We start from the raw sequence: 13542 nt of genomic DNA, 5'->3' as shown, positions 1-13542 counted from the left end.
CAATCAGACGTGTCGCGTAATGCCGCCATCGACGCGGATATTCTGGCCGGTAATGTAACCGGCGCCATCCGACAGCAGGAAGGCTGCCGTCTTGGCGATCTCGCTCATCAGGCCGATGCGCTTCATCGGCACTTTGTCGGCGGTTTCCGGCTTGTGGTTCAGGCTGTCGATATAGCCGGGCAGGATGCAGTTCATGCGGATATTGTCGGCCGCATAGCGATCGGAATAGAGCTTGGTGAAGGCGCCGGCCGCGGCGCGATAGGTGCAGGATACCGGGAAGACCAGCGACGGCTCGTAGGCGGCAAAGGTGGTGATGTTGACGAAGGCGCCCTTGCCCTGCTTCAGCATGACCGGCGTCACCAGCCTCGCCATGCGCACGAGCGACAGGATCATCATATCGGAGCCGAGCGTCCAGCTCTCGTCCGAGATATCGAGCAGATCGCCCTTCGGCGGATGGCCGGTATGATTGACCACGGCGTCGATGCGGCCATAGCTCTTCATCGCCAGATCGAAGACCGCCTGGATATCCTCGGCCTTTTCCGCCACGCCGCGCGAGGCGACGCCGCCGAGTTCGGCCGCCAGCGTCTCGCAGCTCTCCGATGGCGACATCAGCGCCAGGCGATAGCCATTGGCGGCAAGCTCGCGGGCGATCGCTTCACCCATGCCGCGGCCACCGCCGGTGATCAGTGCAACGGGCTTTTCGATATCGGACATTGTTTCCTCCTGGTAGCGGTTGATGCGGAACGGCGCCATGTCGACCGTGGACCTTATGCCGGCCATCATATCGGCCACCGGTTGGGCTGTCGCCGCCCATGTCTGAAGCCACTCACAAGTAGGTCGCGCGTCAACCGATGCGACTCTCTGATATATCAGATTGAGCAAGGTGGCTATGGCGTTTTCAGGCGGGTTGAAGGGTCGCGATGGGCTTCGGCATCGCGTGACAATAGCGTTATTGCTTCAGTGCTTCCCCGACATTGCTCCCGGTCGTCTCGACGCTATCGCCCAGCGAGCCGACGGTATTGCCGGCGGAAGCACCGACACGGCGCCATTGTTCGCCATAGTTCCGACGGGTGCGCGGATCGAAGATGGCAATCGGGGCGCTGACCGCCGCGCCCGCCACGCTGCCGACCGTTTGCGCAGCCCCCATGGCGACGGCGCCGACCGCATCGCCGATACCGACATCGGAATCGGTGATCGTCTGGCCGGCGATCAGCCGCGCCCCGATCAGCTTCACCACTTCCGGGCTTTCGGCGAACTTGCCATGGTTCAGGCCATCGCCGGTCTTGAGCTTGGTAAGATCGAGCACGGTGATGCCCTGCTTCTCCAGTTCGCTGCGATAGGGTTCGGCCGCTGGATCGATCTGGCCGAGGCGGTCGATATTGCCGGAAATGCGCCTTGAGAGGGAGAGCGCGCGGTCGTCACGCGAAACGAACAGCGTGAAATGCGGCTTGTCCTTGCCGAGTGCCGCGAACTGCCGCCCGAAGACATCGACGTCGAGATCGGGAGAGGCCAGAATGACGTTCTTGATCTTCGGCGCGACGCGGCCGTTACGGATCGCCATCTGCCGGAGGGATTCGACCGCGAGCCAGCTGCCCATCGAATGCGCCATGACGGTGATATCGCCGACAGAGGGATCGGCCGCGACGCGCCGCAGCAGTTCTTCAAGCGAATCGCGGGAATAGTTGGTGCTTTCCTTGTCGTAGGCATAGTCGAAGATGCTGGCGCGCGACGGCCAGGTGAACACGATCGGCGCCACTTCGGCATGCGAATCGTGAATAATCTGCGCGAAGCGATAGACCGCATCCTCATAGCGGTTGTTGAAGCCATGCACGAAGATCAGCACCCGCTTGTCCTTCGGCAGCTCCGCATGCACCCAGGCGCGTCCCTCCGTTTCGCCCGCCAGCGGCTTGACGGCGACGGTAACGAAATTCTTCAAGGGGTTGCCGGGCAAGCGGCTCGGCCACTGGACCTGGCCGACCTTGCGATTGGCCTCGGGCGGGATGGAAACGCTGACGGCATCCACCTTCAGCCCTGGCCCACGTTCGCCCGAGAAAAGAATTGACGGATCCTTGTCCGGCAGGCGCGTGGTGGCGACGAGGAGATCGACCTTCGATGTGCCCGGCACGTTTTCGGAAACAGGCTGCATGACGCCGATCGGGCGGCCACAGGCGGCCAGAGACAAGGTCACAACCATGGCCGCGGTTCGGAAAAGCGCCCTTCCCCATCGGTGCGAACCCGCCATGCGCTGCATCATGCAACCTTTCCTTACCGCCAGAATGTTGCGCCACTCTACGCATGCATATCCACGGCGCAAGCGGCTCCAGCGGTTCTTTGGCTCATGACGCGATGCTAATTCGCGACGGCATTGCAAAGGCGCAACGCTATCGTCCAACACCGCTAACTGATAATCGGGCTGAAAATAAAAAAGAGCCCGATGCGGGAGGAGGATGCATCGGGCTCTTGATCCGGATTGGCAACTGGGAGGAGGAGTGTTGCCAATCATTGAAGGAGCGCTGGGAGGAGGAGTGCGCTGCCTTCGAACAAATAGATATAACGAGAGGGTCGGGATGAACAGATCGGCTTTCGCAATGCAGCAATGCGCTAAGCGCATTGCTTTTATGCGCATAGGCCAAAAATCCCGCATAGCACCGGCAATTTGGGCATTTTATCGCCTATTTTCCAGTCGAAATTTGCCGAAACCTGTGATTCACATGATTGTGATGGCCGCTTTTGCAAGGAAGTCGCGCCGGGCCGACACCTCGGCAACCTCTCGGCCGGGGGAGCACATGCCCCTCCGGCCAAACAATTTTCGGCTCAGGCCGCCTTGAACGCCTTCTTGCCTTCGGCGTCCAGCGCGGCAAACTCCTCGTCGGAAAGGACGATATCGACCGCCGCGGTGTTTTCCTCGAGGTGCTTGACCTTGCCCGTTCCGGGGATGGGCAGCATAACCGGGCTGCGCTTCAGCACCCAGGCAAGCGCGATCTGGCTCGGCGCGGCATTGTGCTTCCTGGCAATGCTGTCGAGCAGCGAGCCTTCCTTGGCGAGATCGCCGGCGGCCAGCGGGAACCAGGGAATGAAGCCGATGCCATGCCTTTCGCAATAGTCGAGCACGTCTTCGCTGGTGCGATCGACCAGATTGTAGCGGTTCTGCACCGTCACCACCTTGAAACGCTTCGATGCTTCCTCGATGTCGGCAACGGAGACTTCGCTCAAGCCGGCATGGCGGATGATACCGTCATCCAGCAACGATTTCACGGCGTCGAATTGCTCAGCCGCCGGCACCTTGGGGTCGATGCGATGGAGCTGCCAGAGATCGATGCGGTCAACGCCGAGATTGTGCAGGCTCTTGTGCGCTTGCTGGATCAGATATTCGGGACGGCCCAAAGGCACCCATACGTTCGGACCTGTGCGGGTGAGCCCGCCCTTGGTCGCGACGACGAGACCGTGGCCATAGGGGTGGAGCGCCTCCTTGATCAAGCGTTCGGAGACGTCCGGGCCATAGGAGTCTGCCGTATCGATGAAATTGATGCCGAGTTCCGGCAGGCGCCTCAGCGTGCGGACGGCTTCGTCATGGTCTTCGGGCTCGCCCCAGATCCCGGCACCGGTGATGCGCATGGCACCGAAACCGAGACGATGAACGGGGAGGTCACCGCCGATCTTGAACTGACCGGACTTGGCTGCATCGAATGCTGACATGGTTATAGTCCCTTTTGCTGGTCTGAAATGTGTTTTGCGTTTCGGCATCCGGGGAGGAGCCGAGATTTGACGGGCAAATCGAATTTTTCGCGAGGGAGAGAATGGGCGTCGCGACCGATACTACATGGGGCAGCATCGCGACTTGTACAATGCGCGGCAGCGAGATGAATACACAGTCCGCAAGCGTTCGCGCTTCATTTGCGATCGGCCGCGATCGCCGCCGGCTACATCACCCGGATCGAGATCAAGTGGTGCGTGTACGGATCTCAGCCTGTCCGCCAAGATCGGCAAGTGCCGTCCAAAGCTCGTCGAACATGTTCTCCGCGAATTCTTCCAGCGAAACCGTCTGCCGAGCCGCGCTCCAACGCTCGCCGCCCACACGCAGCATGGTGACGACGACCGCCGCGAGGATGCTCAAGCGGAAACGCTCTTCCTCGCCGCCACGCCCGCGGGCATGCAGGGCGTCCGCAAGCTTCCTTTCCAGCTTGACGTATTTCAGCTGATCACGCGCGCGGAGCGCCGGGGTGTCGCTGATCAAGGCCACCAGCGCGAGGCGCTGGGGATCCGCCGTGGCGGCGCGAAGGGCAGCATGGATGGCTGCCTCGACGACCTCGAAAAGAGAGGCATCCGGTGGCTGGGCAGCCACGGCATGAATGAGCTCGCCGGAGAAACTATCCTGCCAGGCGGTGACTACATCCTCCTTGCTGGGGAAGTAATCGAAGAAACTGCGCTTGGAAACGTCGGCGGCTTCGGTGATATCCTCGATGGTGGTGGCATCGAAGCCACGCTCGAGAAAGAGTTTCAGGGCGACGGATTCGATGCGTTCGCGGGTCTGACGGCGCTTGCGCTCGCGCCGGCCTTCCTTCACCGCGATATCCACATCCGGCTTTTCCGCCATCCACTACCCCTGCTACGCATTTGCTTCGGGCCGCCCCGTACCGGCATGGCCGGCTTCCGGCATCAATGCAGTGATTCCGACACCCTCTACGGTGCTACGATATTTGGAACCATTGATCGAGAGTTCCAGCGGATTTTGCCGCGATATCCTGTAGACGCCGGCGGGCGGAATGTTGCGTACCGTGCCGCCGATGCGCGTTGCCTTCAGCCCGAGACTTTCCAGCATCGACTTTTGCACCGGACAGCGCGGGCCATAGGTGAACTGATAGAAGGCCCCTCCGGGTTTCATCGTTTCGAAGGCGCCGCCGACGATGGCCGCGACTTTCGAAGGCGGCATGGACAGCAGCGGCAAACCGCTGACGACGGCGCCGAAAGGCGCTTCATCGAAAAGGCCGCATTGGCCAAGCTGCGCCGCATCCATATGCACTACCCGCGCTTCGGGAAAGCGCCCGCGCAATCGAGCGGCAAATTCCTCGCCGAACTCTATGAGCGTGAGCGCGCCTTCCGGAATGCCACGCGCCAGCAACGCGCGTGTGAAGACACCCGTGCCCGGCCCGAGCTCGAGGATCGGCCCGTCGAGCGGCTCGATCTCCTGCGTCATCAATCTCGCCAGCCGCTCGCCCGAAGGCGCAACCGCGGCAACGCGCAGGGGATTGCTGACCCAGGAGCGGAAGAACTGCACAAAATCAGCGCATGAGGTCTTTGTCGTCATTCCGCAAAATCCAATCTTCGGCCACGATACCATATGTGGAAACGATGAGGACCGAGCAGCGTGGCAATTCAAAGGCATACCGCGCCATCAGGCCGTCGAAATCGTTGATAATGCAGGCGTGACCGTGGATTTCGCGCTTACATATTTTCATCTATTGCAAACTTGCATTTAGTATAGAAATCACCAGATACAATGGGCAATGCCAATCTCTTTACAGGAGTTCCGCAATGCCAGACTGGACAGTGAAGGATATCCCGTCGCAGACAGGCCGCATCGCAGTCATCACGGGCGCCAACAGCGGTATAGGCTACGAGGCGGCAAAGGCTCTGGCGGGCGCCGGCGCAAAGGTCATCATCGCCTCGCGCAACGAGACCAAGGCCAATGAAGCGCTCGCCAAGATCCGCGCGGCAACACCGGCGGCGGACGTCACGTTCGAACCGCTGGATCTCGCCAGCCTCGATTCCGTCGCCCGTACCGCGGGCCGCATCGCCGCCGCCGTGCCGCGTATCGATCTGCTCATCAACAATGCCGGTGTCATGGCCATTCCCGATCGGCATGAGACGGAAGACGGTTTCGAGATGCAGATGGGCGCCAATCATATCGGACATTTCGCCTGGACGATGCGGCTGTTGCCGAAGGTTTTCGAGGCCGACAGTCCGCGCGTCGTCACTGTCAGCAGCCTGGCCCATCGCAGCGGCAGGATCAATTTCGACGATCTGCAGTGGCGCGGGCGCTATCGGTCCTGGTCCGCCTATTGCCAATCGAAGCTGGCAACGCTGCTGTTCAGCCTGGAGCTCGACCGCGTCGCCCGCGCCGAAGGCTGGAAGCTGAAAAGCATTGCCGCCCATCCCGGCTACGCTGCGACTGGCCTGCAGACCACCGGTCCACGCATGGGCCGCGATCGGGCCGGCAGCCTCGAAATCATGACGAGATTGCTGGGGCCGCTTCTATCGCATACGGCAGCGGCCGGCGCCCTGCCGACGCTCTTTGCCGCCACCTCGCCCACGGCGGAGGGCGGCGCCATGTATGGCCCCAATGGTTTTTACGAACTCAGGGGCCCGCCAGTGCGCGCCAAGATCGCTTCGCACGCCCGCGACAAAGCCATCTGGCGGCGGCTGTGGGATGTTTCGGAGCAGTTGACCGCGGCCGCCTGAAACAACCCCTCCCTGCTCGGCAGGGAGGGATCGAACGGCGGTCACATCACGGGCCTACGCACTGGCGGCGCGGGCCGTTGGTCGGCTGATAGGTGTTATCGGAAGCGCGGTATGTCTTATACCGGCCCGCGCACCAGCGAACGTGGGCACTGCCGCGAGGCGGATTGGCGACGGCTCCGCCGATGATTGCGCCGGCGGTGAAAGCGGCCATCGGATACCACCAGCCATCGCTATAGCGCCGGTAGCCTGGACGGGCATAGTGATAGCCGCGATGCCCATGCCAATAGCCCGGGCGATAATGCGGACGGTAGTGCGGCCGATAATGCGGACGGTAGTGCCGGCGATAGTGCCGGTTGTGGTGGCGATATTGCACTTCGGTCACGCCGGCCGGCTGGCTTTCCGTTTGCTGGATTGCCGGCTGGATCAGGGGTTGGATCGGCGCTGCCGCGGCCGGATCGAAAGAGGTAATGCTAAGCAGGGTACTCAGGGCAGTCACTGTCACGGTTGTCAGGAAACGTTTCACAGCTCTTCTCCTCCTTGCAAGTCGCAATACGATCGGACGACGCGCAATGATTGAAAATGTTTCATAATATTATCGCTTGCGCAAGTACATCTCACGCGATAGGTCTATAGATAGGAAGCCTACCTATATACTGATAAGCGAGGCTCGATGAGCAAAGCCGACCGCCATCACGGGATCGAAGATGCCTATGCGCTCGCCGAAGCGCTGCGGCCTGCCCTCCATCGTCTATACCGGCAATTGCGACGCGAGAGCGACGAGGCTGGGCTGTCGCCGCTGCACGCCCTGCTGCTGGTCGCCATCATTCGCCAACCGGGCATCGGCGTTGCCGAGCTGGCGCGGATGGAGAGGCTGCGTGGACCGACGATATCAGGGCATGTGAAAGCCATGGAGCGGGATGGCCTCATCGCGCGCGCGGAGCCCGATCCGAACGATCGGCGCCGCAATGGTCTGATTGCCACCGAGAAGGGGCAGGAATTCATTCGCCGCCTGAAGCAGCGGCGAACCGATTGGCTCGCCGCGGAGCTCGTCAAACTGTCGCCTCAACAGCGCGATGCCATCCGTGCCGCAATCGAACCGCTCATGGAGATCGGTCAATGAACGCAGAAAGCATAAACACCGCTCCCCGGCCGGTGCCGACAACGGTCGATCAGCCCGATCGCCGCGAGATCCGCGCCGTCATATTCGGCCTGATGATCGTTCTCGGCCTCGGCGCCATCGACCAGAGCATCGTCGCGACCGCGCTGCCGCGCATCGTCAGCGATCTCGGCGGGTTGACGCATCTGTCCTGGGTCGTCAGCGCCTATGTGCTCGCCTCGACCAGCACCATGCCGCTCTATGGCAAGCTCAGCGACCAGTACGGCCGCAAGCCGATGATCTACGCGGCGATCCTCATCTTCCTTTTGGGTTCGGTGCTGAGCGGCATGGCGCAGACGCTCATGCAGCTCATCATCTTCCGGGCGATCCAGGGCATCGGTGCCGGCGGATTGCTGCCGCTGGCGCAGATCATCATCGGCGACCTCGTGCCGCCGGCAAGACGCGGGCGCAATCAGGGCTCGATCGCGGCCGTCTTCGCCGTCTGCAGCGTCATCGGCCCGATCGTCGGCGGCATCATCACCGATCTCCTGTCGTGGCATTGGATCTTCTACGTCAACCTGCCGATCGGCGCCGTCGCCCTCGTCATGATCGGCCGCGCACTGAAGCGGCCGCATCAGGCGCGCAGCCGCCACATCGACTATCTCGGCGCGGCGCTGCTGACCGGCTGCACGACGAGCTTCCTGCTGGTGCTCGCACTCGGCGGCAATGAATGGGCCTGGAACTCGCCCGAGATCTTCGGCCTTTCCGCCGTAGCGCTCGTCCTTTTCGTCTTTTTCATCCTGCATATCCGGCGCGAGCCCGAGCCGGTGCTGCCACCCGATCTCTTCCGCAACCAGCTGTTCGTCGTGGCCTGCCTCGTGCTCGCCCTTACCTTCATGGGCATGCTCGGCGCGAGCCTGTTCTTTCCACTGTTCTTCCAGATGGTCCTGGGTGTCAGTCCCTCGCAATCCGGCCTTCTGACCGGACCGCTGATGGTTGGTTTCGTCATCTCCTCAATGTTTAACGGGCGCGTGCTGCTGCATCGCTTCGGGCGCTACAAGCCGGCGCAGCTTTGCGGCCTCAGCCTGGCAACGGCGGCCTTCGCCGTTCTTGCCTGGGCTGCGGCCACCAGCCAGGGCTTCTGGATCATCGAGCCCATGATCTTCGCCCTCGGCCTCGGGCTCGGGCTTGTCATGCCCACGATGACGATCGCCGTGCAGAATGCCCTGCCGCTTGCCCATCGCGGCGTCGGGACCGCAACACTTGCCTTCTTCCGCTCGCTCGGCGGCCTCATCGGAGTCACCGGCTCCGGCGCCATCCTGGCCTACCGCGTGCAGAATGCCGGCGGCCCGCTGGATGGCATCCACATATCGTCATTGACCGAAGCCGGCCTGAAGCAGCTCGCGACCGCCTCCCCCGAGGCTCATGCCGCGGCAATAGCACTCTATCGCCACGCGATCGCCATGACATTCGCAACGGGAACGGCCATCGTTGCGCTGGCGCTGATCGCACTGCTGTTTCTGCCGGAATTGCCGCTGAAGGCGGATCATGGGCAGGGTACGAAGCGCCCTGGCTGACCGATGCTCAAGGAACTGCCAACTGCAAAGCAGAATGGCCGATCGACACTCGCCTGACGGTGAATGTTCGGGAAACGCAATGCCTCTGGAGAGGGCAAAGCCGGACGTCGAAATGGGAAGAAGAAAATGGCGCACCCGAAGAGATTCGAACTCCTGACCCCCAGATTCGTAGTCTGGTGCTCTATCCAGCTGAGCTACGGGTGCGTGGCCGAAACGGAAGAAACCGTTGGCGTGGGCGGTTCTCTAAAGGGTCCCTTGAGGGAATGCAAGTGGATTTGTGAAAAAGATCGCGATTTTCGTGCATATTGACGCCAAGCACCTGAAAACAATCATCTTTCTTGGAGGTTTCTGCTGCGGTAGTCATCGAGGGATACGGGGCGGTCGGGAATCTCGATGCGGAACTGCGTGCCGGCCATCGGCTTTTCGACGAGCGCGATGGTGCCGCCATGGGCAAGGACGAGTTCACGGGCAATCGCCAGGCCAAGACCCGTGCCGCCGGAGCGGGCCGAACCGCGGAAAGCCGTGAAGAGGTTTTCGCGGGCCTTCTGCGGCATGCCGGGTCCTGTGTCATCGACGGTGATGCTGACGACACTGCCGATTCGATGGGCCAATACCGTGATGCGCCTGATGCTGTCCGGATCCGTCTCGCCGAAAGCGATCAGCGCCTGATGGGCATTGCGGCAGAGATTGTGAATGACGCGGAACAACTGCTCGCCGTCGGCATCGACCTCCAGATCCGGACTGAGCTGCTCGGCGAATTCTATGCCGCTATCGGGATCGATCGCGAGGATATCGCGGACCTCGCCGACGAGCTCGAGGAGACGGATCTTGCGCCGGCGCGGCGCCGACTCGGAGGTCTGGCCGTAGGACAGCACCTCGGTCGTATAGCCGACTGCGCGGTCGATGGTGCGCAACAGCTTCGGCGCGAAGCGCTTGACCATCGGGTCATCCACATCGACAAGTCGATCCGACATCAGTTGCGCGGCCGAGAGGATATTGCGCATGTCGTGATTGATCTTCGAAACGGCAAGGCCAAGAGCGGCGAGATTCTTCTGCTGCTTCAAGGTCTTCTGCAGCTGCGACTGCATCGAGGCGAGATGGCGGCCGGCCACGGCAAGCTCGTCGCCTCCCCTGTCGGGAACGAGGATGCGGCCCGGATCCTCCGGATCGTCCGAATAGGCCTGCATGCTGTCCGTCAGCCGGCGGATCGGGCGTATCATCATGCGGTTGATCGCAAAGAAGATCAGCGTCGCCGTAAACAGCGAGATCAGGATGGAGACGAAAAACACGCTGACAGAATAGGCCAGCATTGCGTTGCGCAGGCGGGTATCCTTCAGCACGACCTCGATGCCGGTATTGGCATCGCCGCCGACGGGGCCGAAAACACGGATGATGCGGTTACCGCCAAACAGCAGCGTATCGAGCGCATCCTTGATCGCGGTCAGCTGAGAGACGTCGCTGAGATCGTATTTGTCATCGACCGAGGCCGGCATTTCGGCTGTCGCCAGCAGGCGCGAGGTGCCGTCCTTGCGCAGAACGATGGCCCGCGTGCCGGTGGCCATCAATGTCTCCTTCTGCAGCGCGCGGGGCAGTTCGGCCGGCTGCAGGCCGTCGATGACGATGGCGGCGGCGGCGGCCGTGTTCAGCCGATCCTGCAGCCAGCGCAGCCGCATATTGGCGACGGAGGGCACGAAGATGAGCACTTCCGCCACGGAAATGAAAACAACGGTCAGGATGAGGAGCTTGCCGGAAAGGCCGCCAAAGATGCCCGTGGGCCGGCAAAACTGGGACAGGCCGCCCTTGGCGACCTTGCCGCTCATTGCGGCGTCCTTGTCCTGCCCACTGTCCATTTCAATTGTCCCGCTTCGCTGCAAAGCGACCTGATGGCGACCTCATCGAAACTGGATAATAGGTGATTATGGGCTTTTTTCCAATCGGCTCCGCGCTTGGACAAACAGGCAAGGCCGGCCGCGCCGTTCGGGCGCCTTGGCCGGCCTTGCATTTAGCTTCCCATTCGAAAGATCAGAATTCTTCCCAGCCCTTGGCCGCGGTGGCCGGTGCGGCCGCCGCGCCGCCTCCGAACGCGGTCGCGACCCTATCGATCATGCGGCGTGCCGGCGAGGCTGTGGGACGATGCGTCTCGGTGCGGGCGGCCACGGGTGCGGAGACATTGGCGGCATCCACCTTGAAGCGCGAGACGAGATGGACAAGGCCATCGGCTTCGCCCGCCAGGCGATGGGTCGCAGCCGACATTTCCTCGACCATGGCGGCATTGCGCTGGGTGACTTCGTCCATCTGGTTGACGGCCTTGTTCACCTCGGACAGGCCCGTTGCCTGTTCGCGCGCCGCTGTCGCTATCGAATGGATGTGATCGTTGATTTTCAGCACGCGGGCCTCGATGGAGGACAGTGCCTCGCCGGTCGCCTGCACGAGCTTGACGCCGACCTGCACCTCGCCGCCGGACTTGCCGATCAGCGCCTTGATATCCTTGGCCGCCGTGGCGGAGCGCTGAGCGAGCTCGCGCACCTCCTGAGCGACGACGGCGAAGCCCTTGCCCGCCTCGCCGGCACGCGCCGCCTCGACGCCTGCGTTCAATGCGAGAAGATTGGTCTGGAAGGCGATGTCGTCGATCACGCCGATGATCTGGCTGATCTCGCGCGAGGCCTGTTCGATGCGGCCCATGGCGTCGATCGCGTTGCGAACCACCGTGCCGGAGCGAGCCGCGTCGTCCTTGGCTTCGCCGACCATGACGCTCGCCTCGCGCGCCCGCTCCGTCGAGTTCTGCACGACGGAGGTGATCTCGTCGAGCGCTGCCGAGGTTTCCTCGAGAGCGGCCGCCTGCTGTTCGGTGCGCTTGGAGAGGTCGTCGCTGGCGTGGCGCAGTTCATTGGTGTTGGAGTTGATCGAACCGGTGGTCCCGCGCACTTCGCTCATGGTGCTCTTCAGCGTTGCGAGCGTCGCATTGACGTTCTGCTGCAACTCGGCAAAGGCACCCTGGAATTCGCCCTTCATCGCCTGCGTCAGATCACCGTCAGCCAGGCTCGCAATGACGCGGCGGACTTCACCGATGCCTCTATCGACGCTCATCAACAGCTCGTTGACGTTGCCAGCAAAGCGATTGAGATTGGCGTCGCCGTAATCCTTCCCGATGCGGTGGCTGAAATCGCCGGCCGCTGCGGCCGAGACTGCGAGAGACATGCTCGACTGAAGCTCGTCGCTCTTGGCGCGCATGGCCGTTTCCTCGGCGTTCATGCGGCGCACGGCAATGCCGTTTTCCTTGAAGACGTCGACGGCCGCCGCCATCTCGCCGATTTCGTCGCCACGGCCAGCAAACGGCACCCCTATATCGAAATGACCGTTGGCGACATTCTTTATCGCATCGGTCACTTTGCGGATCGGGCGGCTCAGATGGACGGTTCCGATATAGGCGCCGAGGCCGACGCCAGCCGCGATACCGGCGACCATGATGCCGACGACGACCCACAGGACGTTGCTGTGGAAGGTTGTAATCTCGGCCTCCGCCTTGGCAAGTTCCGCCTTGTCAGTCTGGACGACCGCATCGATCTCAGCCTGGAAAGCCTTGCGGTTGGCGCGGTTCGCCTCGTTGTTGCCCTGCTTGCCGGCGGCATCGGGGCCATCGGTCACGCTGAGCCTGGCCGTTTCCGTGCGAAAAACGCGAAACTCCTGGGCGCGGGCCTGCAGCTTGGTGAATTCCGGCTTCTGCGCCTCCGGCACCAGAGGCGCCCAGTTCGTCAGTACCTTGTCGATTTCATCGAGATCCGCCATCAGCCCATCGGCAAAGGGTTTGACGTCCTTTGCCGCAGCGGCGGCATAGATGCCGCGCGCTTCCATGACCACCGCGGTCACGTAGCGGTTCAGGCGCTCGCCCATGTAAGCGCGGCTCGCCGTCTGCTCATAGCTCTGTAATTTTTGGTCATATTGATGCAACGCATAGAGGGCAGTGGCGCCAATCAGAAGCGCCGCCCCAGCCATGACAGATACAAGCAGATTTATTTTACCGCGAATTTTCACAATACCCCTCCGGCGCAGATCCCATCCCCCATAAATCGATGGGTTTTACGACATAGAGCTAGATATCGGCTAAAATCATTAATGTTATATTGAGTTATTTTTAATCTAAACGTCTGACATTCCTCACTATACTTGCCGTATATTTTAGAGATTGCGCAATCTATATTTAAGGTTGTGCGCACATTCCGCCGGGAGCCGCGACCATATAAAGACCAACCGCCGCCGATCGCGCGAAATTGCCTATATTCAAGGAATCTGCGCCCATATAATTGACTTCCGGAGCCTTGATCCGTATAAGCCCGCGCACGTCCGGTCACGGTGCCTGCTCTTGCGGGCCAAGTCCGTTCGCCATAATCAACAACGCTCCTTGCTATTGAA

Annotated in this window: 11 protein-coding genes and 1 tRNA gene; 3 read left to right on the top strand and 9 right to left on the bottom strand. The window is 61.7% G+C overall.

Annotated elements, in window-relative coordinates; genetic code table 11:
* Positions 1–3 precede the first annotated feature (3 nt).
* The 5 genes from CCGE531_RS03115 to CCGE531_RS03095 form a co-directional block, all read right to left on the bottom strand.
* On the bottom strand, positions 4–714 hold the full coding sequence (locus tag CCGE531_RS03115) for an SDR family oxidoreductase (RefSeq protein ID WP_120666431.1): 711 nt from the start codon (positions 712–714) through the stop codon (positions 4–6).
* Positions 715–949: 235 nt separating this feature from the next.
* On the bottom strand, positions 950–2254 hold the full coding sequence (locus CCGE531_RS03110; RefSeq protein WP_205586465.1) for an alpha/beta hydrolase: 1305 nt from the start codon (positions 2252–2254) through the stop codon (positions 950–952).
* Positions 2255–2814: 560 nt separating this feature from the next.
* Entirely contained in the window at positions 2815–3696 is an 882-nt protein-coding gene (locus CCGE531_RS03105) for an aldo/keto reductase (RefSeq protein ID WP_120662874.1), read from the bottom strand.
* A gap of 244 nt (positions 3697–3940) precedes the next feature.
* Positions 3941–4594, bottom strand: a complete 654-nt coding sequence (locus CCGE531_RS03100; RefSeq protein WP_120662873.1) for a TetR family transcriptional regulator — start codon at positions 4592–4594, stop codon at positions 3941–3943.
* 12 nt (positions 4595–4606) lie between these two features.
* On the bottom strand, positions 4607–5305 hold the full coding sequence (locus tag CCGE531_RS03095) for a methyltransferase domain-containing protein (RefSeq protein ID WP_120662872.1): 699 nt from the start codon (positions 5303–5305) through the stop codon (positions 4607–4609).
* A 227-nt stretch (positions 5306–5532) separates the two neighbouring features.
* Here CCGE531_RS03095 and CCGE531_RS03090 point away from each other — a divergent pair, with 227 nt between their 5' ends.
* The gene (locus CCGE531_RS03090) at positions 5533–6459 is read left to right on the top strand and encodes an oxidoreductase (RefSeq protein WP_120662871.1); all 927 of its coding nucleotides are present in this window, start codon (positions 5533–5535) and stop codon (positions 6457–6459) included.
* 46 nt (positions 6460–6505) lie between these two features.
* On the opposite strand, the gene CCGE531_RS03085 is transcribed toward CCGE531_RS03090, so the two are convergent.
* Positions 6506–6961 (bottom strand): BA14K family protein, encoded by a 456-nt coding sequence (locus CCGE531_RS03085; protein WP_245459056.1) that lies wholly within the window; start codon positions 6959–6961, stop codon positions 6506–6508.
* A 168-nt stretch (positions 6962–7129) separates the two neighbouring features.
* On the opposite strand from CCGE531_RS03085, the gene CCGE531_RS03080 reads away from it, so the two are divergent.
* Both CCGE531_RS03080 and CCGE531_RS03075 read left to right on the top strand, forming a co-directional pair.
* On the top strand, positions 7130–7579 hold the full coding sequence (locus tag CCGE531_RS03080; RefSeq protein WP_120662869.1) for a MarR family transcriptional regulator: 450 nt from the start codon (positions 7130–7132) through the stop codon (positions 7577–7579).
* Positions 7576–9132, top strand: a complete 1557-nt coding sequence (locus tag CCGE531_RS03075; protein WP_120662868.1) for an MDR family MFS transporter — start codon at positions 7576–7578, stop codon at positions 9130–9132. Before CCGE531_RS03080 ends, CCGE531_RS03075 begins: the two co-directional genes overlap by 4 nt.
* A gap of 127 nt (positions 9133–9259) precedes the next feature.
* Here the strand turns inward: CCGE531_RS03075 and CCGE531_RS03070 are convergent.
* From CCGE531_RS03070 to CCGE531_RS03060, 3 genes are all read right to left on the bottom strand, one after another.
* Positions 9260–9336: transfer RNA gene (locus CCGE531_RS03070), tRNA-Arg, on the bottom strand.
* A gap of 125 nt (positions 9337–9461) precedes the next feature.
* Positions 9462–10952 (bottom strand): HAMP domain-containing sensor histidine kinase, encoded by a 1491-nt coding sequence (locus CCGE531_RS03065; RefSeq protein WP_245459055.1) that lies wholly within the window; start codon positions 10950–10952, stop codon positions 9462–9464.
* Positions 10953–11154: 202 nt separating this feature from the next.
* On the bottom strand, positions 11155–13164 hold the full coding sequence (locus CCGE531_RS03060; RefSeq protein WP_120662866.1) for a methyl-accepting chemotaxis protein: 2010 nt from the start codon (positions 13162–13164) through the stop codon (positions 11155–11157).
* Between the last annotated feature and the right edge of the window lie 378 nt (positions 13165–13542).

This window comes from Rhizobium sp. CCGE531, assembly GCF_003627795.1.
In the GTDB taxonomy this organism is placed as follows: Bacteria; Pseudomonadota; Alphaproteobacteria; order Rhizobiales; family Rhizobiaceae; genus Rhizobium.
This window is presented reverse-complemented; position numbering and strand designations above follow the sequence as displayed.

What these genes read in the sequence shown, in the direction of transcription:
- CCGE531_RS03115 (WP_120666431.1), bottom strand. Translation starts at nt 714, where the DNA reads ATGTCCGATATCGAAAAGCCCGTTGCACTGATCACCGGCGGTGGCCGC.
- CCGE531_RS03110 (WP_205586465.1), bottom strand. Translation starts at nt 2,254, where the DNA reads ATGATGCAGCGCATGGCGGGTTCGCACCGATGGGGAAGGGCGCTTTTC.
- CCGE531_RS03105 (WP_120662874.1), bottom strand. Translation starts at nt 3,696, where the DNA reads ATGTCAGCATTCGATGCAGCCAAGTCCGGTCAGTTCAAGATCGGCGGT.
- CCGE531_RS03100 (WP_120662873.1), bottom strand. Translation starts at nt 4,594, where the DNA reads ATGGCGGAAAAGCCGGATGTGGATATCGCGGTGAAGGAAGGCCGGCGC.
- CCGE531_RS03095 (WP_120662872.1), bottom strand. Translation starts at nt 5,305, where the DNA reads ATGACGACAAAGACCTCATGCGCTGATTTTGTGCAGTTCTTCCGCTCC.
- CCGE531_RS03090 (WP_120662871.1), top strand. Translation starts at nt 5,533, where the DNA reads ATGCCAGACTGGACAGTGAAGGATATCCCGTCGCAGACAGGCCGCATC.
- CCGE531_RS03080 (WP_120662869.1), top strand. Translation starts at nt 7,130, where the DNA reads ATGAGCAAAGCCGACCGCCATCACGGGATCGAAGATGCCTATGCGCTC.
- CCGE531_RS03075 (WP_120662868.1), top strand. Translation starts at nt 7,576, where the DNA reads ATGAACGCAGAAAGCATAAACACCGCTCCCCGGCCGGTGCCGACAACG.
- CCGE531_RS03065 (WP_245459055.1), bottom strand. Translation starts at nt 10,952, where the DNA reads ATGAGCGGCAAGGTCGCCAAGGGCGGCCTGTCCCAGTTTTGCCGGCCC.